Source organism: Streptomyces sp. NPDC051664 (assembly GCF_044453545.1).
GTDB lineage: Bacteria > Actinomycetota > Actinomycetes > Streptomycetales > Streptomycetaceae > Streptomyces.
Map to the genome: position 1 here is coordinate 1 of NZ_JBITCU010000001.1, position 21874 is coordinate 21874.

General features: G+C 68.1%; 21 protein-coding genes. 8 read left to right on the plus strand and 13 right to left on the minus strand.

The features are described from left to right. Positions 1-12 precede the first annotated feature (12 nt). Positions 13-1197: a recombinase family protein gene (locus ACIA8E_RS00005; RefSeq protein ID WP_399292632.1), complete on the minus strand. Its 1185-nt coding sequence runs from the start codon at positions 1195-1197 to the stop codon at positions 13-15. A gap of 99 nt (positions 1198-1296) precedes the next feature. On the opposite strand from ACIA8E_RS00005, the gene ACIA8E_RS00010 reads away from it, so the two are divergent. Further along, positions 1297-1869, plus strand: coding sequence for a phosphatase PAP2 family protein (locus tag ACIA8E_RS00010; RefSeq protein ID WP_399292634.1), 573 nt, complete (start codon positions 1297-1299; stop codon positions 1867-1869). Here the strand turns inward: ACIA8E_RS00010 and ACIA8E_RS00015 are convergent. From ACIA8E_RS00015 to ACIA8E_RS00050, 8 genes are all read right to left on the minus strand, one after another. After that, entirely contained in the window at positions 1854-3680 is a 1827-nt protein-coding gene (locus tag ACIA8E_RS00015; protein ID WP_399292636.1) for a chitinase, read from the minus strand. The genes ACIA8E_RS00010 and ACIA8E_RS00015 overlap by 16 nt on opposite strands. Positions 3681-3818: 138 nt before the next feature. Beyond that, positions 3819-4325: a hypothetical protein gene (locus ACIA8E_RS00020; protein ID WP_399292638.1), complete on the minus strand. Its 507-nt coding sequence runs from the start codon at positions 4323-4325 to the stop codon at positions 3819-3821. A gap of 136 nt (positions 4326-4461) precedes the next feature. After that, positions 4462-5877, minus strand: a complete 1416-nt coding sequence (locus ACIA8E_RS00025) for an NAD(P)/FAD-dependent oxidoreductase (RefSeq protein WP_399292640.1) — start codon at positions 5875-5877, stop codon at positions 4462-4464. Between the two features lie 23 nt (positions 5878-5900). After that, positions 5901-6704 carry an ABC transporter permease gene (locus tag ACIA8E_RS00030; RefSeq protein WP_399292642.1) on the minus strand — a complete coding sequence of 268 codons (804 nt, stop codon included), beginning with the start codon at positions 6702-6704 and terminating at the stop codon, positions 5901-5903. Next, entirely contained in the window at positions 6704-7636 is a 933-nt protein-coding gene (locus ACIA8E_RS00035) for an ABC transporter permease (protein ID WP_030928288.1), read from the minus strand. The genes ACIA8E_RS00030 and ACIA8E_RS00035 overlap by 1 nt, the downstream gene beginning before the upstream one ends. Next, positions 7633-8784 (minus strand): ABC transporter ATP-binding protein, encoded by a 1152-nt coding sequence (locus ACIA8E_RS00040; RefSeq protein WP_399292644.1) that lies wholly within the window; start codon positions 8782-8784, stop codon positions 7633-7635. The genes ACIA8E_RS00035 and ACIA8E_RS00040 overlap by 4 nt, the downstream gene beginning before the upstream one ends. A gap of 58 nt (positions 8785-8842) precedes the next feature. Then, positions 8843-10093, minus strand: coding sequence for a spermidine/putrescine ABC transporter substrate-binding protein (locus ACIA8E_RS00045; RefSeq protein WP_399292646.1), 1251 nt, complete (start codon positions 10091-10093; stop codon positions 8843-8845). 42 nt (positions 10094-10135) lie between these two features. Further along, complete coding sequence (locus tag ACIA8E_RS00050) at positions 10136-11650, minus strand: gamma-aminobutyraldehyde dehydrogenase (RefSeq protein WP_399292648.1); 1515 nt, start codon at positions 11648-11650, stop codon at positions 10136-10138. Positions 11651-11865: 215 nt separating this feature from the next. Between ACIA8E_RS00050 and ACIA8E_RS00055 the strand changes: the two genes are divergently transcribed. Then, entirely contained in the window at positions 11866-12405 is a 540-nt protein-coding gene (locus tag ACIA8E_RS00055; RefSeq protein ID WP_399293744.1) for an NADAR family protein, read from the plus strand. A gap of 108 nt (positions 12406-12513) precedes the next feature. Here ACIA8E_RS00055 and ACIA8E_RS00060 read toward each other — a convergent pair whose 3' ends face one another. Next, positions 12514-13227, minus strand: a complete 714-nt coding sequence (locus ACIA8E_RS00060) for a DUF4190 domain-containing protein (RefSeq protein ID WP_399292650.1) — start codon at positions 13225-13227, stop codon at positions 12514-12516. A 133-nt stretch (positions 13228-13360) separates the two neighbouring features. On the opposite strand from ACIA8E_RS00060, the gene ACIA8E_RS00065 reads away from it, so the two are divergent. The 4 genes from ACIA8E_RS00065 (at position 13361) to ACIA8E_RS00080 (ending at position 16352) form a co-directional block, all read left to right on the plus strand. Further along, entirely contained in the window at positions 13361-14395 is a 1035-nt protein-coding gene (locus tag ACIA8E_RS00065) for an adenosine deaminase (RefSeq protein ID WP_399292652.1), read from the plus strand. 23 nt (positions 14396-14418) lie between these two features. Then, the gene (locus ACIA8E_RS00070; protein ID WP_399292654.1) at positions 14419-15123 is read left to right on the plus strand and encodes a glycerophosphodiester phosphodiesterase; all 705 of its coding nucleotides are present in this window, start codon (positions 14419-14421) and stop codon (positions 15121-15123) included. A gap of 65 nt (positions 15124-15188) precedes the next feature. Further along, positions 15189-16004, plus strand: a complete 816-nt coding sequence (locus ACIA8E_RS00075; RefSeq protein WP_399292656.1) for an SAM-dependent methyltransferase — start codon at positions 15189-15191, stop codon at positions 16002-16004. A 63-nt stretch (positions 16005-16067) separates the two neighbouring features. After that, positions 16068-16352: a hypothetical protein gene (locus ACIA8E_RS00080; protein ID WP_399292658.1), complete on the plus strand. Its 285-nt coding sequence runs from the start codon at positions 16068-16070 to the stop codon at positions 16350-16352. Position 16353: 1 nt separating this feature from the next. On the opposite strand, the gene ACIA8E_RS00085 is transcribed toward ACIA8E_RS00080, so the two are convergent. From ACIA8E_RS00085 to ACIA8E_RS00095, 3 genes are all read right to left on the minus strand, one after another. Beyond that, complete coding sequence (locus tag ACIA8E_RS00085) at positions 16354-16899, minus strand: hypothetical protein (RefSeq protein ID WP_399292660.1); 546 nt, start codon at positions 16897-16899, stop codon at positions 16354-16356. Positions 16900-16953: 54 nt separating this feature from the next. Continuing rightward, positions 16954-18117 (minus strand): spermidine/putrescine ABC transporter substrate-binding protein, encoded by a 1164-nt coding sequence (locus ACIA8E_RS00090; protein ID WP_399293747.1) that lies wholly within the window; start codon positions 18115-18117, stop codon positions 16954-16956. 178 nt (positions 18118-18295) lie between these two features. Further along, positions 18296-19735, minus strand: a complete 1440-nt coding sequence (locus tag ACIA8E_RS00095) for a gamma-aminobutyraldehyde dehydrogenase (RefSeq protein ID WP_399292661.1) — start codon at positions 19733-19735, stop codon at positions 18296-18298. A 178-nt stretch (positions 19736-19913) separates the two neighbouring features. Between ACIA8E_RS00095 and ACIA8E_RS00100 the strand changes: the two genes are divergently transcribed. Both ACIA8E_RS00100 and ACIA8E_RS00105 read left to right on the plus strand, forming a co-directional pair. Further along, positions 19914-20405: an Lrp/AsnC family transcriptional regulator gene (locus ACIA8E_RS00100; RefSeq protein ID WP_326739069.1), complete on the plus strand. Its 492-nt coding sequence runs from the start codon at positions 19914-19916 to the stop codon at positions 20403-20405. Continuing rightward, positions 20390-21769, plus strand: coding sequence for an aspartate aminotransferase family protein (locus ACIA8E_RS00105; protein WP_037853716.1), 1380 nt, complete (start codon positions 20390-20392; stop codon positions 21767-21769). Before ACIA8E_RS00100 ends, ACIA8E_RS00105 begins: the two co-directional genes overlap by 16 nt. The last annotated feature ends 105 nt before the right edge of the window (positions 21770-21874 follow it).

Sequence of the window (21874 nt, forward strand, 5' to 3'; positions counted from 1 at the left end):
CAGCAGCCTCGGCTACCTCAGCCCCGCCGAGTACGAGACCGCACTCGCAGCCTGACCACCACACCAATGGTGTCCGTCAAAGCGGAACAAGCTCATGGCCAGCTGATCCCGTAAGGCTGCGGCCTGAGAGTCATTGCCGTCGTCAGAGGAATCTTCGTAAGCATCCGGCCGGTTTAGGTGGGCTACAACCACGCGGGTCAGGATCTCGTCCACGCCCGCCTTGTCCACACGCACACAGCCCTTGCCCTTGCAGACGTAGGCGGCTGTATCGCGCTTGTACGAGACGGTGATGGGGCCGGAGCACACGTCGCAGACGACGGCTCCGGTGAACTCGTGCCGTGGTGCGCCCGAATTGCCCGTGAACCGGGACGGTTCGGCCAGCATCGCTTGCACCTCGTAGAACAGCTCGTCGCTGACCAGCCGTTCCCACGACGCCTCGACTGTCGTGCCCTTGGTGGAGCGCAGCCCGATGTAGGCAACGTTCAGGGCCAGGTCACGCATGGTCTCTGGTGAAATCGTCTTGCCCCGGCGGCCGGTGATCCCCTTCGCCGCCCAGTCCCGTGCGATGGCCCGGAAACTGTGACCGGCCCGTGTGCGGGTGAACAGCTCGACAACCAGCGGCGCCTCGTCTGGGTGGGCGTACTGACGGACCGGCACGAGCTTGCCCTTGAGCGTCACGTAATCACGCTTGAACCCGAAGGGGCAAATGCCGTGTGGCTTGCCGTCGCGGGCATTGGCATTGAGTCCACGGAGCGTGCGGCCACTGATCTTGGCGGACTCGTACTCGCTGTCTACGGCGTCTTCCAGCAGAGAGCGGCGATCACGCGGGTTGCCCGGGTCGTACAACCGGCTGTGGGTCGTGACATAGATCCGTACGCCGCGATCTTCACACAGCTCGATCAGGGTGACCCACTCGCCCACCCGGCGAGAACCACGCGATGACTCCCACAACATAAGCACCTCGGCGCCGAACTGGCCGCTCGTCAGCTCGCCCATCAGCCGGTCGTAGCCGTCACGCCCCTTGGTGGCGTAACGGGAGGCGCTCCCCTGGTCCTGGTACGGCGTGCCGAGCGCGAAGCCTTCTCGGTCGGCGGCCCGCTTGTCGTCCTGGCGCTGCTCCGGGATGGAGCGCTCCCCCTCGGCGGACACCCGCAGATACTCCCGGGCGGTCAGTGCGGCTGCTGGCAGGCTGTTCATATGACGCCCTCCCCGATTCAGCGGCACCCCCACAGGAGGACCCCCAAGCAAGGTACTACCCCTCCTGTTCCTGGGTGGTCGGTTCTTCGCATTTCTCTGGTGCCGTCGCTGCTCGCGGTCTTCGCACTCGTCACCTGGCAGGTCGCTGCCGACGGCCCCCTGCTCGGACCGGACGAGCAGATCAGCCGGGCCCTCGTCGGACACGGCCTCGCCCGGCTCACCGAACTCCTCGCCGATCTCGGCAATATGCAGGTCGCGCTCCCGGTGCTGGGCTGCGCGATCGTCTGGGCACTGGTGCGCGGCGCGCGCTGGGAGCCGTTGTACGCGGCGCTCACCATGGCGGCGGTGCCTCTGCTGGTCGTCCCGCTGAAGGACTGGATCGCGCGCCCGGGACCGCTGACCGACGCCACCGGCTACTACCCCTCCGGCCATGCGACGACGGCCGCGGTGGCGTACGGGGCGGCGGCGCTGCTGATCGCGCCGTACACGAAGCGGTCATGGATGATGCCCGTCGCCGCTGTCCTGCTGACAGTGGCGACGGGCATCGGTCTGGTGCTGCGCGGCTATCACTGGCCGCTGGATGTGCTCGCCGGCTGGTGCCTGAGCGGGCTGTTGCTCGTGACGCTCAGCTGGTCGAGCGGTCGGTCACGGCGACGTCAGCCGCCGAAGTAGGCGTCGAAGTTCTTCGAGAACTCCCCGTTGTTGAAGCGGTCCCAGTTGATCGACCAGGTCATCAGTCCGCGCAGTCCGGGCCAGGTCCCGTGCGTCGCGTACGAACCGCAGTCGGTCTTCTTCGTCAGGCAGTTCAGCGCCTTGTTGACCTCGCCGGGTGAGGTGTATCCGTTGCCCGCCTGGGTGGAGGCGGGAAGTCCGACGGAGACCTGGTCGGGGCGGAGCGCGGGGAAGACCTTGGTGGTGTCACCGGCCACCGGGAAGCCGGTGAGCAGCATGTCGGTCATGGCGATGTGGAAGTCTGCGCCGCCCATGGAGTGGTACTGGTTGTCCAGACCCATGATGGAACCCGAGTTGTAGTCCTGGACGTGCAGCAGGGTGAGGTCGTCACGCAGGGCGTGGATGACCGGGAGGTAGGCGCCGGCGCGCGGGTCCTGGCCGCCCCAGGGTCCCGAGCCGTAGTACTGGTAGCCGAGCTGCACGAAGAACGTCTCGGGGGCCATGGTCAGCACGAACTTGTCGCCGTACTTGGCCTTGAGGGTCTTCACCGCGGAGATCAGGTTGACGATGACCGGGGTGGTCGGGTTGCGGAAGTCGGTGTCGCCGGTGTTCAGCGAGAGCGAGTGGCCCTCGAAGTCGATGTCGAGACCGTCCAGACCGTAATCGTCGATGATCTTGCTGACGGAGGAGACGAAGGTGTCACGGGCGGCGGTGGTGGAGAGCTGCACCTGACCGTTCTGGCCGCCGATGGAGATCAGCACCTTCTTGCCCGCGGCCTGCTTGGCCTTGATGGCCGCCTTGAATTCGGCCACGGACTCGACGTTCGGGCACTCGGTGACCGGGCAGAGCGAGAACCGGATGTCGCCCGAGGTGACGGAGGTCGGCTCACCGAAGGCCAGGTCGATGACGTCCCAGGAGTCGGGGACGTCCGCCATCCGCGTGTAGCCGGAGCCGTTGGCGAAGCTGGAGTGCAGATAGCCGACCAGCGCGTGGGTGGGGAGGCCCGAGCCGCCGCCGCCTCCGCCGCCCGCCGTGGTGGTGGCGGTGACGGCTGCGGACTTGACCGACTCACCGGCGGAGTTGGTCGCGGTGATCTGGAAGCTGTACGCGGTCGAGGCGGCCAGGCCCGTCACGGTGGCGGACGTCCCGGTGACGGAGAGGACCTTCGTACCGCCCTGGTAGACGTTGTAGCCGGCGGCTCCCGTGGAGCCGCTCCAGGAGAGGGCGACGGAGGAGGAGGTGGTCGTGCCGGCCCTCAGCCCGGCGGGGGTCGCGGGGATCGCGACGGGGTCGCCGCCGGGGCCGACGAGGGTGAGGTCGTCGGCGTAGTAGGTGGGGGTGCCGTACCACCCGTGGGTGTAGATCTTCACGGACGTCGTGGCGGCACCGGTCTTGAACGTGGTGGTGAGCTGCGTCCAGCCGGGAGAGGACTGCGTCCAGGTCGACACATCGGTGGTGCCGGTTCCGGACGCGCCGAGGTAGACATAGCTGCCCTGCACCCAGGCGCTCAGTGTGTACGTGGAGTCCGGCTTGACCGTGACGGTCTGGGAGCACTCGGCGTTGTCACTGCCGGCCGGCGTCGCCTTGAGTGCGGAAGTTCCGCCGTGGGTGGGTGTGCTGACGACGGCTCCGCTGCCGCCCGTACAGCTCCAGCCGTCCAGACCGGCCTCGAATCCGCCGTTGCGCGCCAGATCGGTGTCGGCCGCCGCGGCGGACGGCGCCGAGGCCGCCAGGCCACCGGCGACGAGCAGAGCCGCCGAGAGGGCGGCCAGAAGTCCGGAAAATCGGGCGGGGGGTCCCGTGCGTTCCACAACGGCCTCCGTGCAGGGGGGAATTGAGTGTGGCGCCACAACATGGTCCAGACCAATCAGGTTGTCAAGACCTCTGGCGCCATCCCGGGCCCGCCACGCCGGGCGGTCACCCCCACCACCCCGCTCCCCGGCGCCCTTTCAGCCCCCAGCACCACACCAGCCACTCCCATCCCCTTCCCTGCTGCCGCCCAGGCCGCCACCCCGGGCCGTCGCCGTCGCGGCCTCGTGCATCGCCAGCTCCAGCAGAGTCGCGTCGGTCAGCGTCCCCGACCCGTCGGGCGGTATCAGCCAGCGCACCCCGCCGGACGCCCGCCCCGGGTACGGCACGAGGATCCAGGTCCCGAGTCCCACTCCTCGTACCCCCGTCCCGATCCAGCGGGCGACCGTACCCGGCGGCACGAAAAAGCCCATGCGGGCGTCGCCGAAGTCGGAGAGGACCGGCCCCGGCCTGTCGACGAGACGGGTGAGCACATCGAACGTCGGATAGCCGAACTCCCGCGGAAGAATCAGCACGTCCCAGCGCCTGCCTGCGGGAAGGAGCGCAATCCCCCGGGGATTGCGCTCCCATTCCCACCGGCACGCAGCCGGATCCGGTGCCACCGAGGCGAGCCAATCGACTGCCGCCCTTACCTCCGAGCCAGTCATGGCCGGCCTCCCTCTCCATGCGCACCGACAGTGCGTCCACACGGCGAGAGGGGGTTCGGTCCGGATCATTACGCGGGTCGGGGGCACCAGTCGGAAGTGAATTGGGTCACACCATGACTTGCCTCCCGGACCCGGTTCAGCTGTCGAAGCCGAGCCCCAGCCGGTCCATCGTGCGCAGCCACAGATCGCGCCGGCCCCCCTGGCTGTCCGCCCTGGCCAGGGACCTCTTCGTGAGTTCGATCCCGGCCCAGGCGAACGGCTCCGGCGGGAACGGCATCGGCTTGGTGCGCACCATCTCCAGACCGGTCCGCCCGGTCCGTTCACCGGAGAGCAGATCGAGCATCACATCGGCGCCGAACCGGGTGGCTCCGACGCCGAGTCCGGTGAATCCGGCGGCGTAGGCGACCCGCCCCTGGTGGGCCGTACCGAAGAAGGCGGAGAAGCGGGAACAGGTGTCGATCGCACCGCCCCAGGCGTGACTGAAACGTACCCCTGCCAGCTGCGGGAAGCACTCGAAGAACTGGCCGGCGAGCTTGAGGAAGGTCTCCGGCCGCTGGTCGAGGTCAGCGCTCAGCCGGCCGCCGTACGGATAGATCGCGTCATAGCCGCCCCACAGGATCCGGTTGTCCTCGGACAGCCGGAAGTAGTGGAACTGATTGGCGCTGTCGCCCAGTCCCTGCCGGTTCTTCCAGCCGATGGAGGCGAGCTGGTCGGCGGTGAGCGGCTCGGTCATCAGCGCGTAGTCGTAGACCGGGACGGTGTACGGGCGCACTCGCTTGACCAGCGACGGGAAGATGTTCGTGCCGAGTGCGACCCGGCGGGCGAGGACCTTCCCGTACGGCGTGCGGACCGCCATCCCGGTGGTGGTCCTGGCCAGTTCGAGGCCCCGGGTGTGCTCGTACACCCGTACCCCCAGATCGAGGCAGGCCCGCTTGAGGCCCCAGGCCAGCTTGGCGGGGTGCAGCATGGCGACTCCGCGCCGGTCCCAGAGTCCGCCGAGGAAGGTCGGTGAGTCGACTTCTGCGCGCAGTTCCTCCCGGTCGAGGAATTCCACTCCGGTGAAGCCGAGTTTCTCGGCTTCCTGGTGCCATTCCCGCAGCTCTTCCAGCTGATGCGGTTCGGTGGCGACATCGATTTCGCCGGTGCGCTCGAATGCGCAGTCGATGGAGTAGCGGGAGACTGCCGCCTCGATGGCGTCGAGGTTCTGCTCGCCCAGCTCTTCCAGCTTCTTGATCTCGTCCGGCCAGCGTTCCAGGCCGTTGGGGAGGCCATGGGTGAGGGAGGCGGCGCAGAATCCGCCGTTGCGGCCCGAGGCGGCCCAGCCCACCTCGTGCCCCTCGATCAGTACGACGTCCCGTTCCGGATCGCGTTCCTTGGCGATCAGCGCGGTCCACAGTCCGCTGTATCCGCCGCCGATGACGAGCAGATCGCAGTGCTCGTCGCCGGTGAGAGCGGGAAGCGCGTCGGGCCTGCCGGGGTCGTCCAGCCAGAACGAGACCGGCCGTGCGCCGGAGAGTGATTGTGCAGCAGTACGCATGGCAGCTGGGGCCATGGTTTCCAACTCCTTCAGGACTTTCAGGGTCGTGCGCTGTTTTTCCGCCGGTTCGAGATGAGCTGGCCGGCGAGAACCACCAGAACGGCAATGACGAACATCGCCGTGCCGATGACGTTGATCTGCACGGGTGTGCCGCGCTGCGCCGAACCCCAGACGTACATGGGGAAGGTCACGGTCGAGCCCGCGTTGAAATTGGTGATGATGAAATCGTCGAAGGAGAGCGCGAAGGCGAGCAGCGCTCCCGCGGCGATTCCGGGGGCGGCGATCGGCAGGGTCACCCGGATGAAGGTCTGCACGGGTCCCGCGTACAGATCGCGGGCCGCCTCCTCCAGTCGCGGGTCCATCGACATCACGCGTGCCTTGACCGCCGTCACGACGAAGCTCAGACAGAACATGATGTGTGCGATGAGGATCGTCCAGAAACCCAGTTGGGCGCCCATGTTGAGGAAGAGCGTGAGCAGCGAGGCGGCCATGACGACCTCGGGCATCGCCATCGGCAGGAAGATCAGCGAGTTGATCGCGCCGCGCGCCCGGAAGCGGTAGCGGACCAGTGCGAAGGCGATCATCGTGCCGAGCGCGGTCGCGCCGATCGTCGCCCAGGTGGCGATCTGGAGGGAGAGCGAGAGCGAGCCGCACATGTCGGCGACGCCGCAGGGGTCCGTCCAGGCGTCCAGCGAGAAGCGCTGCCAGGCGTAGTTGAAGCGCCCGTTCGGTTTGTTGAAGGAGAACACCATCACGACGATGTTCGGAAGGATCATGTAGGCGAGGGTCAGCAGACCCGCGATGACGATGAGATGGCGGCGGAGCCAGCGCAGTACGGGCATCAGACCAGGTCCTCCGTCCCGGAGCGGCGGATGTAGACGGTCACCATCAGCAGGACGACCGCCATGAGGATGAAGGAGAGCGCGGCCGCCATCGGGTAGTCGAGGACGCGCAGGAACTGGGTCTGGATGACGCTGCCGACCATCTTGGTGTCGGTGGAGCCCAGCAGTTCGGCGTTGACGTAGTCACCGCTGGCCGGGATGAAGGTCAGCAGCGTGCCCGAGACGACACCCGGCATGGAGAGCGGGAACGTCACCTTGCGGAAGGTGGTGGCGGGGGTGGCGTAAAGATCGCCGGCCGCCTCGTGCAGCCTGCCGTCGATCCGCTCCAGCGAGGTGTAGAGCGGCAGGATCATGAACGGCAGGAAGTTGTACGTCAGACCGCAGACCACGGCCATCGGTGTGGCCAGCACCCGGTTGTTCTCGGTCCAGCCGAGCCAGCTGGTGACATCCAGGACGTGCAGGGCGTTCAGTACGTCGACGACCGCGCCGCCGTCCGCGAGGATCGTCTTCCAGGCGAGGGTACGGATCAGGAAGCTGGTGAAGAAGGGCGCGATGACCAGCACCAGCACCACATTGCGCCAGCGGCCCGCCTTGAACGCGATGAGATACGCGAGCGGGTAGCCGAGCAGCAGGCAGAGAATCGTCGCGGTGCCCGCGTACAGCAGGGACCGGATGAACTGCGGGTAGTACTCGGACAGCGCGTCCCAGTAGGTCTGGACGTGCCAGGTGACCTCGAACCCCTTCTCCAGGGATCCGGTCTGTACGGAGGTCGATGCCTGGTAGACCATCGGCAGGGCGAAGAAGACGACCAGCCAGAGGATGCCGGGGAGCAGCAGCCAGTACGGGACGAGCCGCTTTCGGGTGGAGGCCTTGCGTACGGGGAGTTCGGCGGGGTCCTTGGACGGCGCGGGCGGCGCTTCGGTGACGGTCACGTCGCGTCCTCCACCGTCTCCACACCGGCGTCGATGTCCTGGGCCGCGTCGAGGCCGAAGGTGTGCTCCGGGTTCCAGTGCAGGACGACCTCGGCGCCGCGGGTGAGTCCCGCGCGGTGCCCGACGTTCTGCTCGTACACCTGAAGTGCCTTGCCGGCCGGGCTCTCCACCACGTACTGCGTGGAGACGCCGATGAAGCTGGAGTCGACGATCCGGCCGGTCACCCGGTTGCGTCCGACCGCTATGGTGTCCGCTTCGCCGGCGGATGTGAGGGAGATCTTCTCCGGGCGGATGCCGACCAGGATCCTCCCGCCGCGGGCGGTGGGGGCCGAGCATCGCCCGGCGGGCAGTCGCAGTGTGCTGCCGCCCGCGCCGACGACGACGTCCGTGCCGGACTCGGTGATCTCGCCCTCGATGAGGTTGGAGGTGCCGAGGAAGTTGGCGACGAAGGTCGTCTTCGGGTTCTCGTACAGGTCGGCGGGGGCGCCGAGCTGCTCGACGCGGCCCGCGTTCATCACCGCGACGGTGTCGGCCATGGTCATGGCCTCCTCCTGGTCGTGGGTGACATGGATGAACGTGATGCCGACCTCCGTCTGGATGCGCTTGAGCTCAAGCTGCATCTGGCGGCGCAGCTTGAGGTCGAGGGCGCCGAGCGGCTCGTCGAGCAGGAGCACCTGCGGGTGGTTGATCAGGGCGCGGGCGACGGCGACGCGCTGCTGCTGACCGCCGGAGAGCTGGTGCGGCTTGCGCTTCGCGAAGTCTCCGAGCTGAACGAGCTCCAGCATGTCGTCGACCTGCTTCTTCACCGACTTGATGCCGCGCCGGCGCAGGCCGAAGGCGACGTTCTCGGTGACGTCCAGGTGCGGGAAGAGCGCGTAGCTCTGAAAGACGGTGTTGACGGGGCGCTTGTACGGGGGAAGGTCGGTGATGTCCCGGCCGCCGAGCGAGATGGTGCCGGTGGTGGCCTCCTCCAGCCCCGCGATCATCCGCAGGGTGGTGGTCTTGCCGCAGCCGGACGCTCCGAGCAGGGCGAAGAAGGAACCCTGGGGGACGGTCAGGTCGAGCGGCTGGACGGCGGCGAAGGAACCGTACGTCTTGCTGATCCCGGTGAGGCGGACGTCGCCGCCTTCTGTCTGCTGCTGTGTCATGGGTCGCAGTCCCAGTGGTGTCAGGGGGAGATCGGGCGAGAGGGAAAAGGCACCGCGGTCAGGCGCCGATGAGCTTGGCGAACTTCTCCTCGTACGCCGTCTCTTCCTTGCTTGTCAGCGAGCGGAAGGCGTGCGATCGCGCCGCCATCTCCTTGTCGGGGAGGATGAGTGTGTTGGCGGCCATCGCCTTGTCGATCTTGGTGAGTTCCTCGCGGACACCGTCGACCGGACAGACGTAGTTGATGTACGCGGCGAGCTGGGCGGCGACCGGCGGCTCGTAGTAGTAGTCGATCAGCTTCTCGGCGTTGGTCTTGTGCCGGGCCTTGGCCGGGACCAGCATGTTGTCGCTCGACGTGATGTAACCGGCGGCCGGGATCGCGTACTTGATGTCCGGGTTTCCGGACTGGAGCTGGATGATGTCGCCGGCCCACGCGACGCAGGCGGCGATGTCACCCTTGTCGAGGTCCGCGGTGTAGTCGTTGCCGGTGAAGCGGCGGATCTGCTTCTTGTCGACGCCCTTCTGGATCCGGCCGATCGCCGCGTCGAAGTCGGCGTCCGTGAACGTCCCGGGGTCCTTGCCCATGTCGAGCAGGGTCATGCCGACGGAGTCACGCATCTCGGAGAGGAACCCGACCCTGCCCTTGAGGGAGGGGTCGTCGAGGAGCTGCGTGATGGAGTCGACCTTGCGCCCGCCGGTCGCCTTGGAGTTGTAGGCGATGACGGTCGGAATGCCCGTCCAGGGGTACGAGTGGGCGCGGCCCGGGTCCCAGTCGGGGGTGCGGAACTGGGACGAGAGGTTGGCGAAGGCGTGCGGCAGGTTCACCGGGTCGAGCTTCTGGGCCCAGCCGAGCCGGATGATCCGCGCGGCCAGCCAGTCGGTGACGATGATGAGGTCCCGGCCGGTGTCCTGGCCCGCGGCCAGCTGCGGCTTTATCTTGCCGAAGAATTCGACGTTGTCGTTGATGTCCTCGGTGTACTTGACCTCGATCCCGGTGCGTTTCGTGAACGCCTCCAGGGTGGGCCGGTGCTTCTCGTCCTCACTGACATCCATGTATTCGGTCCAGTTGGAGAAGTTGATCTGCTTCTCCTTGGCCGAATGGTCGTCCGAGGCCGCTGCGGCGTCCCCTTCCCGCTTCGCGGGCGGGATGCCGCATGCGCTCAGCGTCCCCAGTCCGCCGAGCGCGAGCGCGCCCATGCCGGAGGCGCGGATGAGCGATCGCCGGGTGAGGGCGCCCCTGCCACTGGTCAGACTGCGCCGCATCGCGGCCAGCTGCGCTGCAGAGAGGTGCTCGGGCTCGTACTGCTCCATGCGCGTTGCCCTTTCGGGTGGGAATGGCCGTGGTCGGCCGGGCTATCGGTCCCCGAAGATCGTGCGGTGCCAGTCCTTGCGGGCGACCGCGGTGTTGTCGTACATCACATGCTTGACCTGTGTGTACTCCTCGAAGGAGTACGCCGACATGTCCTTGCCGAAGCCGCTGGCCTTGTATCCGCCGTGTGGCATCTCGCTGATGATCGGAATGTGGTCGTTGACCCAGACGCAGCCCGCCTTGATCTCACGGGTGGCGCGGCCTGCCCGGTACACGTCCCGGCTCCAGGCGGAGGCGGCGAGTCCGTACGGGGTGTCGTTGGCAAGAGCGATGCCCTCGTCGTCGGTGTCGAAGGGCAGCACGACCAGGACCGGACCGAAGATCTCCGACTGCACGATCTCGCTGTCCTGGGCGGCACCCGCGACCAGCGTCGGCCGGTAGTACGCGCCGTCCTCGAGGACGCCGCCGGGGGCCCCGCCACCGGTGACGACGGTGGCATACGCACGGGCGCGCTCGACGAATCCGGCGACCCGGTCTCGCTGGGCGTGGCTGATCAGCGGGCCGAGGTCGGTCGACGGGTCGAAGGGGTCGCCGAGCCGTACGGTCTCCATCAGCTCGGCGACCCCCTGGACGAAGGCGTCGTAGAGCGGGCGCTGGACGTAGGCGCGGGTGGCGGCGGTGCAGTCCTGGCCGGTGTTGATGAGCGCTCCGGCGACCGCACCGTTGACTGCGGCGTCGAGGTCGGCATCGTCGAAGACCAGGAAGGGGGCCTTGCCGCCGAGTTCGAGGTGGAGGCGCTTGACGGTGGCGGTGGCGATCTCGGCGACCCGCTTGCCCACCGCGGTGGAGCCGGTGAAGGAGGTCATCACGACGTCCGGGTGGCCGACGAGGTGCTCGCCCGCGTCCTTGCCCGCCCCGGTGACGATGTTGATCACACCGTCCGGGATGCCGGCCCCGGTGGCCGCCTGCGCGAACATCAACGAGGTCAGCGGGGTGATCTCGGCGGGCTTCAGCACGATCGTGTTGCCTGCCGCGATCGCCGGGAGGATCTTCCAGGCGGCCATCTGGAGCGGGTAGTTCCACGGGGCGATGGAGCCGACGACACCGATCGCCTCACGGCGTACGTACGAGGTGTGGTCGCCGTCGTACTCGCCCGCGGACCTGCCCTCCAGATGGCGGGCGGCACCCGCGAAGAAGGAGGTGTTGTCGATGGTGCCCGGCACGTCGAACTCGGTGGAGAGCTTGATCGGCTTGCCGCACTGGAGCGACTCGGCGTACGCGAAGTCGTCTGCCTGCTCGGCGAGTACGGCGGCGAAGCGGTGCATCGCCTCGGACCGCTCGGCCGGCGTGGCGCCGGACCAGCCGGGGAAGGCCTCCCGGGCGGCAGCGACGGCCGCGTCGACATCGGCGGTGCCCGCCAGTTCGTACGTGTGGACGGTCTCGCCCGTCGCCGGGTTCACAATCGCGTGACTGCGTCCCGATGTACCGGACCGCAGACTTCCGCCGATGTACTGCGCGCCGTCCGCGAAGCGGTCCTGCATCTGGAAGCTGTTGCCCATGACGCTCTCCTCCGCCGCTGTCCCCGTCGACCGGGGCGGCGTAGCTTCTGCTCGAATTGAGTGCCGATCCTGACAGAGGACACTGAGCCCAACAAGTGATTCCGTTGTTGCCTTTTGGTTACGCAACGGAATCTGTCGACCATGTGTCGCGTCGGTACGGAAATCCCCGTACGGAGTGTCAGTGGCGGATGCCACACTCGCATGTCATGGAGCACATGAATGATCTTGTGGCGCGGACCCGTCGTGGCGAGAAGGTGAAGTACCTGCGGTTCTGGGGACACCGCCCGCTCCCGGACGGGCGGATCGGCGCGAGCTGCCTCAGTCAGTGGTGGCCGTCGCCATTCACCGTCGACGGCGTGACGTACGCGTCGGCCGAGCACTGGATGATGGCCGGCAAGGCGCGGCTCTTCGGCGACGAGGAGGCGGAGCGCCGCGCCATATCCGCGAGCAGCCCCGCAGCCGCGAAGAAGGAGGGCCGGCTGGTCCGCGCCTTCGACGGCACGGTGTGGGATCGGGAGCGGTTCGCCCTGGTGGTGGCGGGAAGCGTCCACAAGTTCGGCCAGAACGCCGAGCTGCGGGAGTTCCTGGTGAACACCGGCGACCGGGTGCTCGTCGAAGCCAGCCCCGTGGACCGGATCTGGGGCATCGGGCTGGCGGCGGACGATCCGCGTGCCGAGGACCCGGCGAGCTGGCGCGGGCTGAATCTGCTGGGGTTCGCGCTGATGGACGCGCGGGCGGAGCTGCGCACACCATGAGACGGCCCGGATGCGCGATGGCCGGGCGGGCCGGAGCCCGGCCCGCCCGGCCATCAGGCGGGATACGGCACCGGTCCGCAGGGTTCCGGTACCGCCGCCAGGCATCGTCTATCGCGTGACGTCGACGACCAGGGACGAGGAGAACGGGTCGTCGTTGTTGTACGTGTTGTCGTCGAACTCATCGGCGTGGGTGGCGAACAGCCAGATCAAGAAGCTGATGATCGCCAGGCCGAAAACGATGCCGATGGACCCCATGATGATCCCGGCGAGCGCCTGACCGCTGTTGGTCGCCTCGCCTCGCTGCACCCGCTTACGGCCCAGGATGCCGAAGATCAGGGCGAGTGCGCCCAGGATCAGGCTGGGTATTCCGTAGATGCAGAACAGGCAGACGGCCAGGATGCCGAGCACCATGGCTGCCGTACCCATGCCATTGGAAGGCGCGCTGCCCCAGGCCGTCTGGCCGTAGCCGGAATACCCCGGGTAGCTCCCGTACTGCGGACCCGGCGCGGCCGGGTAGCCGTACTGCCCCGCGGCCGGCGGGACCTGCTGGCCCGGTCCGTTCGGTGCGATCGGCGGCGGCGGTACCTCCCCGGGGCCGGCGGCCGGCGCCGGACCGGCCGGAGCTCCCGGACCGAATCCCGGTCCGGTGGCAGGTGCGGGGCCGTTCCCCACACCCGGCATCGAGGTCACCGTCGGCTGATCGTGCACAGCAGGCGGACGAGGATCACCGGACGGCTTCTCCAGCGGCACTCTGCTGTCCGGCGGAGCCCAGGGATCGCGTGGCGCTGCCCCGCCCCCTGGCTGCTCTGTGTTGTCTGACATGGGCCTCCCCCATCGTGGTCCCGTCATGCTACGGCCCGCTCCCGGCGGCCCGGGCGCGGCCTACGATGATCCTCGTCCCGCCCCGGGCCGCAATGCGCCCGGACCGCTCGAACCTCACGTTCCGGAGGATCCGATGACCGATCTGCACCCCTTCATCGCGGGGCTGCCCAAGGCCGAACTGCATGTCCACCATGTCGGATCCGCCTCTCCCCGCATCGTCGCCGAACTGGCCGCCCACCACCCGGACTCCAAGGTCCCCACAGACCCCGAGGCGCTGGCCGACTACTTCTCCTTCACCGACTTCGCTCACTTCATCGACGTCTATCTCTCCGTCGTGGACCTGATCCGCACCCCGGAGGACGTCCGGCTGCTGACCTTCGAGGTCGCCCGTGACATGGCCCGCCAGAACATCCGGTACGCGGAGCTGACCGTCACCCCGTTCAGCTCGACCCGGCGCGGGATCCCGGAGCAGGGCTTCATGGAAGCCATCGAGGACGCCCGCAAGGCCGCCGAGGCCGAGCTCGGGGTCGTACTGCGCTGGACGTTCGACATCCCCGGCGAGGCCGGACTGGAAGCCGCCGAGGAGACCACCCGGCTCGCGGTCGGGCTGCGGCCCGAGGGGCTCGTCGCGTTCGGGCTCGGCGGCCCGGAGATCGGCGTGCCCCGCCCGCAGTTCAAGCCCTACTTCGACCGGGCCATCGCCGAGGGCCTGCACTCCGTGCCGCACGCCGGAGAGACCACGGGCCCGCAGACCATCTGGGACGCCCTCACCGAGCTGCGCGCCGAGCGCATCGGCCACGGCACCAGCGCCACCCGGGACCCGAGGCTCCTGGACCACCTCGCCGAGCACCGGATTCCGCTGGAGGTCTGCCCGACCTCGAACATCGCGACCCGCGCCGTCACCGACCTCGACCGGCACCCGGTCAAGGAGATGGTGGACGCCGGTGTTCTGGTCACCATCAACAGCGACGACCCGCCGATGTTCGGCACGGACCTCAACAACGAGTACGGGGTGGCGGCACGTCTCCTCGGCCTGGACGAGCGGGGTCTCGCCGCACTCGCGAAGAACGCGGTGGAGGCCTCGTACCTCGACCCGGCCGGCAAGCGGACACTGGCCGCCGAGATCGACACGTACACGACGAGCTGGCTGGAGGGCACCGGCCGGTGACCGGGGGCGGTGACAATGGCCCCATGGCCACCTCTGTCACCGCCGTGGCTCACCGCGGCGATCCGTACCGTGTCCGCGAGAACACCCTCCCGTCGATCCGCTCCGCGATCGAGCGAGGGGCGGACGCGGTCGAGATCGATGTCCGGGTCACCCGCGACGGGGTGCCCGTCCTGCTGCACGACTCCACGCTGGAACGGCTGTGGGGCCACGACGTGCGTCTCGACCGGCTGACGCACCAGGAGGTCACCGAGCTGACCGGCGGCGGTGTGCCCACACTGCGCGACGCGCTGCTCGCCACCAGGACGCACCGCCTCATGGTCGACCTGCCCGGCTCCACCGACGACTCGGTACGCAGGACCGTCGGTGTGATCCGTGGGTGCGGGGCCGGGGAGCGCACGTACTACTGCGCGGGCCCCGAGGCCATGCTGCGGGTGCGCGCAGCCGATCCGTCCGCCGAGATCGCCCTGACCTGGACGACGCTCGCCCCGCCCCGTGCCGGTCTGCTGGACGCGGTGAAGCCGCGCTGGCTGAACTACCGGTTCGGTCTGGTGAGCCGGGAGTTGACGGACCGTGTCCACCGGGACGGGCTGCTGGTCTCGGCCTGGACGGCCGACACCAGGCGCACCATGCGCCGCCTGATCGCGCACGGCGTCGACTCGATCACCACCAATCGGGTCGACGCCCTGCGCGGCCTGCTCGCCAACTCGACTGTCGATGAGCCCCGTTGATCGATCCGGCATGATGGACGGTGCCTCATCGACCGTGATGTCGCCCCGGCGCCGGAGGAGCAGTTGTGACTGATGCGACCGATCCGCGGAGCAACCCCCTTTTCCCCCAGGTCCGTTCCGACATCGCGCACAACGCCCGGGTCTGGAACTACTGGCTGGGCGGCAAGGACAACTACCCCGTCGACCGCACGGTCGGCGATCAGGTCACCGGCATGTACCCGAGCATCGGTGAAGTGGCCCGCGCCGACCGGGCGTTCCTGGGGAGGGCGGTCCGCCATCTGGCCGGTGACGTGGGGATCGGCCAGTTCCTGGACATCGGCACCGGCCTGCCGACGGCGGACAACACCCATGAGGTCGCACAGCACACCGCGCCGGACGCCCGCATCGTGTACGTCGACAACGACCCGATCGTGCTCGCGCACGCCCGCGCGCTGCTCACCAGCTCGCCGGAGGGTGCGACCACCTACATCGACGCGGACGCCCGCCACCCGGAACGGATCCTCCAGGCGGCCGAACCGACCCTGGACCTGAAGAAGCCGGTCGCGGTGATGCTGCTCGGCATCCTGAACTTCGTTCTCGACACGGACGAGGCGCGGGGCATCGTACGGAAGCTGATGGATGCGATGCCGTCCGGCAGCTATCTGGTGCTCACCCACCCCACGCTGGAGCTGGGCGGCGCGGGCAACGAAGCGGCGATGCGGTTCTGGAACGAGAACGCCACACCACCGATCACCGCCCGCAGTCGCGCCGAGTTCGCCTCGTTCCTGGAGGGTCTGGAGCTCGTCGGGCCCGGCATCGTGTCGTGCGCTCGCTGGCGCACCGGCCCGGCGACGGTGGGGGCCGAGGTCGCCCAGTTCGGCGCAGTGGCCCGGAAGCCCTGACGGCGCCGGTCCCATGCATCTACGTGGCATCGGCCCGAGGACACTCGGGGCCGGCCCCGGACCGTGGACCTCCTCATCACGCTGCTGGTGCAAGCCGCGGTGACCATGCCGTTCGTCGTCCCGCGCGGCCCGGACCTGCCGGAGGCGACGTGGGCGGCACACGGACCGACCACCTTGACCGTGCTGCCGCCGGCCGCGCGGCGGCGGGCCCCGGTCGCCGTGCTGATCGCTGTGCTCGCTGTCGGCGGCCGGTACAAGTTCACGCTCGACGGGCCGGGCCGGCCGCTCCCGTACGCCACGGCGTTGACCATCGTGGTGGCCGCCTTCGGTGCCCCGTCGGCCGGATGACTCAGACCGCTGGAGCCACCGCCGGGCCGGCCACCGGATCCGGCGTCCGCTCCATCGCCTCCAGCCGCTTGATCATCCGGCGGACGACGAGCAGCGGGAGCACCCCGATGACACCGAACGACATGTCGATGATCGACCACCAGAAGGGGATCCCCCGGACCGGTCCGCAGATCAGCGCGAGCGGGATGATCCCGGCGCAGGCGATCATGCCGAACTCGATGACCCAGATGTTGCGGACCGGGTCGCGGTACGGGCCGTGGAAGGCGACGGCGATGACGAGATGCGCGAAGGCCAGCCAGTCGGTGCCGTACAGCACGAAGGGGTACTTGGCGTCGGCCTCGTCCAGACCGGCCCGGACCCGGGTGATCCACTCCATCAGAGCCGGGAAGTGCTCGGGCACGGGCGAGGCCGAGGACCTCAGCAGGTCCTCGGTCCAGTGGAGTTCGTGGACGAGCGGGAAAGCGGTCAGCCCGCTCAGCACCAGACAGACGATAAAGACGACCAACCACACGCGTATGCGCCTCAGCAGGGCTCTTCGCTCGCTCATGCCCGCAGCGTACGCCCGGGTTTACGTGCCCTTTACCCCGCCCCGGCACCTCCCTCAGAGACCGACGATGGAGTTCCATTTCTTCGCGAACTCGATGCGTTCCTCGGACGTGATGTCTCGGGCGATCGCCAGCCGTCGGCGCATCGCGTCGTCGGGGAAGATCAGCGGGTCCTCGGCGAGCGCGGCGGTCTCCTCGTCCTTGGAGGAGGCCAGCACCTCGCGGGCGGCCGGGACGGGACAGACGTAGTTGACCCAGGTGGCGAGTTCCGCGGCGACCTCGGGCTCGTAGTAGTAGTCGATCAGTTTCTCGGCATTGCGCTTGTGACGGGCGAGGTTGGGGATCATGAGCGATTCCGCCCAGAGCTCGGCCCCCTCCTCGGGCACCACGAACTCGATCTCCGGGTTGTCCGCCTGGAGTTGGATGACATCGCCCGAGTAGGCCTGACAGGCGAGCACATCGCCGGTGGACAGATCCTTGATGTAGTCGTTGCCGGTGAAGCGGCGGATGTGCTTCTCCTTCACCAGCTTCTCCACCTGGTCGCACGTCGTGTAGAAGTCGTCCCGCGTCCAGCGGGTGATGTCGACGCCGTTGCCCTGCATCAGCAGGGCGAAGGACTCGTCGAGCCCGGAGAGCAGCGTCACCTTGCCGCGCAGGTCGGCTGCCCAGAGATCGCTCGTGTGCTTGATCTCGCGGCCGAGCTTCTTGCGGTTGTACGCGATGCCGGTGATCCCGGACTGCCAGGGGACGCTGTGCGTCCGGCCCTGGTCGAAAGCGGGCGAACGCAGCTGCGGGTCCAGGTACCTGGCGACGTTGGGCTGCTCGGTCCGGTCCATCTCCTGCACCCAGCCGAGCCGTACGAACCGGGCGGCCATCCAGTCGCTGATGACGATCAGGTCCCGGCCGGTCTGCTGGTGGTTCATCAGCGCAGGGCTGATCTTCCCGAAGAACTCGTCGTTGTCGTTGATCTCCTCGGTGTACCTGACGGAGATCCCGGTGCGCTCGGTGAACGTGTCGAGGGTGGGCCGCTTGGACTCGTCCTCGTCGTCGGTGTCGATGTACAGCGGCCAGTTGGCGAACCGCAGCGTGTGGTCGGTGGCGGAGACGTCGCGTCCGGCGCGGTCACCGGGCTGCACATACGCGGCGGGCACTCCGCAGCCGGCCAGCGTGGCACCGGCCGCGCCCGCCCCGAAGGCGCGCAGCAGGGACCGGCGGGACATGGGGTGGTTCGGGATCGCTCGCACCTGCGCAGGATGCCGGTCGGCGGGTTCGGCGGACAATGGACCATTCGTCCAGCGGCATGCGCTCCACCCGCACACCCTGTCGATGCCCCGTCAGGAGCGGGCACGGAAACGGCCCCGGGCCGGAGCCCGAGGCCGCCACCGCATGCACGGAGGGTCAGTCGTCGAGAGACGTCATGACGTGCTTGATGCGCGTGTAGTCCTCGAAGCCGTACGCGGAGAGGTCCTTGCCGTAGCCGGACTTCTTGAATCCGCCGTGCGGCATCTCGGCGACGAGCGGGATGTGGGTGTTGATCCACACGCAGCCGAAGTCGAGGTACTTGGACATCCGCATCGCCCGGGAGTGGTCCTTGGTCCACACCGAGGAGGCGAGGGCGTACTCGACGCCGTTCGCGTACTCCACGGCCTGCGTCTCGTCGGTGAACGACTGGACGGTGATGACCGGGCCGAAGACCTCGTTCTGGATGATCTCGTCGTCCTGGCGCAGGCCGGAGACGACGGTCGGTGCGTAGAAGTAGCCCTTGTCGCCGACCCGGTGGCCGCCCGCCTCGACCTTGGCGTGGGCGGGGAGCCGCTCGATGAAGCCGCTGACCTGCTTCAGCTGGTTGGCGTTGTTGAGCGGGCCGTACAGCACGTCCTCGTCGTCCGGCTGCCCCGTCTTCGTGTCGGAGGCGGCCTTGGCGAGCGCGGTGACGAACTCGTCGTGGATCGACTCGTGGACGAGGACGCGGGTCGCGGCCGTGCAGTCCTGGCCGGCGTTGAAGAAGCCCGCGACGGAGATGCCCTCGACGGCCTTGGCGATGTCGGAGTCCTCGAAGACGACGGCGGGCGCCTTGCCGCCGAGCTCCAGGTGGACGCGCTTGACGTCCTTGGCGGCGGACTCGGCGACCTGCATGCCGGCCCGTACCGAACCGGTGATGGAGGCCATCGCCGGGGTCGGGTGCTCGACCATCGCGCGGCCGGTGTCCCGGTCGCCGCAGATGACGTTGAAGACGCCCTTGGGCAGGATCTGGCCGATGATCTCGGCGATCAGCACGGTCGACGCCGGGGTGGTGTCGGACGGCTTGATGACGACGGTGTTGCCCGCCGCGAGCGCCGGGGCGAACTTCCAGACGGCCATCATCATCGGGTAGTTCCACGGAGCGACCTGTGCGCAGACGCCGACCGGCTCGCGGCGGATGATGGAGGTCAGGCCCTCCATGTACTCGCCGGCCGAGCGGCCTTCGAGCATCCGCGCGGCACCCGCGAAGAAGCGGATCTGGTCCACCATCGGCGGGATCTCTTCGGTGCGGGTGAGTTCGAGCGGCTTGCCGGTGTTCTCGGACTCGGCGGCGATCAGGTCCTCCGCGCGCTCCTCGAAGGCGTCCGCGATCTTCAGCAGAGCCTTCTGGCGCTCGGCGGGCGTGACGTCGCGCCAGGCGGGGAAGGCGGCGGCCGCGGCGACCATGGCGGCATCGACATCGGCCTGGCCGGAGAGCGGCGAGGTCGCGTAGACCTCTTCCGTCGCCGGGTTGACCACGTCGATGGTCCGCCCGTCCGCGGCGTCCCGGAACTCTCCGTTGATGTAGTTGCGCAGACGGCGCACCTCGGTGGTCACAACCACCCCTCCTGTCGACACGTCCAATGGGTGAGATGTCCAGCCTAGTCGCTGGGGTAACGCTTTCGACATACCCAACCGCCGCGAACTTCGGATTCAGTTAGATCAAGGCCTTCAAACAACGAATTTCATCGATCCAGGGTTGCCAGACAGACGAGTCGCGGTGCAGAGTGGATCCGTGGCCAGTCGCAGCGCAGACTCCAGGACCGGGAACGGATCGTCACCAGCGGTCGATGCCGTGTCCCTCGCAATCATCGAGCAGCTCCAGGAGGACGGGCGTCGTCCGTACGCCGCGATCGGCAAGGCCGTGGGCCTCTCCGAGGCGGCTGTACGGCAGCGCGTTCAGAAGCTGCTCGACCAGGGCGTGATGCAGATCGTCGCCGTCACGGATCCGCTCACCGTGGGGTTCCGGCGGCAGGCGATGGTCGGCATCAATGTCGAAGGCGATCTCGATCCCGTCGCGGAGGCGCTGTCGGCCATGACCGAGTGCGAGTACGTGGTGATGACCGCAGGCTCCTTCGACCTGATGGTGGAGATCGTCTGCGAGGACGACGACCACCTGCTCGAAACGATCAACAAACGCATCCGGGCCATCCCCGGCGTGCGCTCCACCGAGAGTTTCGTCTACCTGAAGCTCAAGAAGCAGACCTATATGTGGGGAACCCGATAGCCGTGAGCAAGGACCTCAGCCGAACCGCGTACGACCACCTGTGGATGCACTTCACCCGCATGTCGGACTACGAGAACGCGCCCGTTCCCACCATCGTGCGTGGCGAGGGCACCTACATCTACGACGACCAGGGCAAGCGCTACCTCGACGGCCTGTCCGGCCTGTTCGTGGTCAACGCCGGTCACGGCCGTCACGAGCTCGCCGAAGCGGCGTACAAGCAGGGCCAGGAGCTGGGCTTCTTCCCGGTGTGGTCCTACGCTCACCCGAAGGCGGTCGAGCTGGCCGAGCGCCTCGCCGACTACGCGCCGGGTGACCTCAACAAGGTCTTCTTCACCACCGGTGGCGGTGAGGCCGTCGAGACGGCCTGGAAGCTCGCCAAGCAGTACTTCAAGCTCAAGGGCAAGCCGACCAAGTACAAGGTAATCTCACGCGCCGTCGCCTACCACGGCACCCCGCAGGGCGCCCTGTCGATCACCGGTCTGCCGGCCCTGAAGGCCCCGTTCGAGCCACTGGTTCCCGGCGCGCACAAGGTGCCGAACACCAACATCTACCGCGCCCCGATACATGGCGACGACCCGGAGGCCTTCGGCCGCTGGGCCGCCGACCAGATCGAGCAGGAGATCCTGTTCGAGGGCGCGGAAACGGTCGCCGCGGTCTTCCTGGAGCCCGTACAGAACGCCGGTGGCTGCTTCCCGCCGCCGCCCGGGTACTTCCAGCGCGTACGCGAGATCTGCGACAAGTACGACGTGCTGCTCGTCTCCGACGAGGTCATCTGCGCCTTCGGCCGCCTCGGCACGATGTTCGCCTGCGACAAGTTCGGCTATGTGCCGGACATGATCACCTGCGCCAAGGGCATGACGTCGGGCTACTCCCCGATCGGCGCCTGCATCGTCTCGGACCGCATCGCCGAGCCGTTCTACGAGGGCGGCAACACCTTCCTGCACGGCTACACCTTCGGTGGCCACCCGGTCTCCGCGGCGGTCGGCCTCGCCAACCTCGACATCTTCGAGCGCGAGGGTCTCAACCAGCACGTACTGGACAACGAGAACGCGTTCTTCACGACGCTGCAGAAGCTGCACGACCTGCCGATCGTCGGCGACGTCCGCGGCAACGGCTTCTTCTACGGCATCGAGCTGGTGAAGGACAAGGTCACCAAGGAGACCTTCACCGACGAGGAGACCGAGCGCGTCCTGTACGGCTTCCTCTCCAAGGCGCTGTACGAGAACGGTCTGTACTGCCGGGCCGACGACCGCGGCGACCCGGTCGTCCAGCTCGCCCCGCCGCTGATCTCCGACCAGTCGACGTTCGACGAGATCGAGTCCATCCTGCGGTCGGTGCTGACGGAGGCCTGGACGAAGCTCTGATCCGAACGGTGATCCGGCTCGTGAGTCGATCGGCCGATCGACCACGGATCGACTGACCGATTGACCACGGCCGGATCATCACCCGTCCCTGCTTCCAGCAGTCAT

Bases quoted from the DNA above. Each gene is read 5' to 3' on its own strand.
- ACIA8E_RS00005 (WP_399292632.1), bottom strand. From the start codon at position 1,197: ATGAACAGCCTGCCAGCAGCCGCACTGACCGCCCGGGAGTATCTGCGG.
- ACIA8E_RS00020 (WP_399292638.1), bottom strand. From the start codon at position 4,325: ATGACTGGCTCGGAGGTAAGGGCGGCAGTCGATTGGCTCGCCTCGGTG.
- ACIA8E_RS00025 (WP_399292640.1), bottom strand. From the start codon at position 5,877: ATGGCCCCAGCTGCCATGCGTACTGCTGCACAATCACTCTCCGGCGCA.
- ACIA8E_RS00030 (WP_399292642.1), bottom strand. From the start codon at position 6,704: ATGCCCGTACTGCGCTGGCTCCGCCGCCATCTCATCGTCATCGCGGGT.
- ACIA8E_RS00040 (WP_399292644.1), bottom strand. From the start codon at position 8,784: ATGACACAGCAGCAGACAGAAGGCGGCGACGTCCGCCTCACCGGGATC.
- ACIA8E_RS00045 (WP_399292646.1), bottom strand. From the start codon at position 10,093: ATGGAGCAGTACGAGCCCGAGCACCTCTCTGCAGCGCAGCTGGCCGCG.
- ACIA8E_RS00050 (WP_399292648.1), bottom strand. From the start codon at position 11,650: ATGGGCAACAGCTTCCAGATGCAGGACCGCTTCGCGGACGGCGCGCAG.
- ACIA8E_RS00055 (WP_399293744.1), top strand. From the start codon at position 11,866: ATGAATGATCTTGTGGCGCGGACCCGTCGTGGCGAGAAGGTGAAGTAC.
- ACIA8E_RS00060 (WP_399292650.1), bottom strand. From the start codon at position 13,227: ATGTCAGACAACACAGAGCAGCCAGGGGGCGGGGCAGCGCCACGCGAT.
- ACIA8E_RS00065 (WP_399292652.1), top strand. From the start codon at position 13,361: ATGACCGATCTGCACCCCTTCATCGCGGGGCTGCCCAAGGCCGAACTG.
- ACIA8E_RS00070 (WP_399292654.1), top strand. From the start codon at position 14,419: ATGGCCACCTCTGTCACCGCCGTGGCTCACCGCGGCGATCCGTACCGT.
- ACIA8E_RS00085 (WP_399292660.1), bottom strand. From the start codon at position 16,899: ATGAGCGAGCGAAGAGCCCTGCTGAGGCGCATACGCGTGTGGTTGGTC.
- ACIA8E_RS00090 (WP_399293747.1), bottom strand. From the start codon at position 18,117: ATGTCCCGCCGGTCCCTGCTGCGCGCCTTCGGGGCGGGCGCGGCCGGT.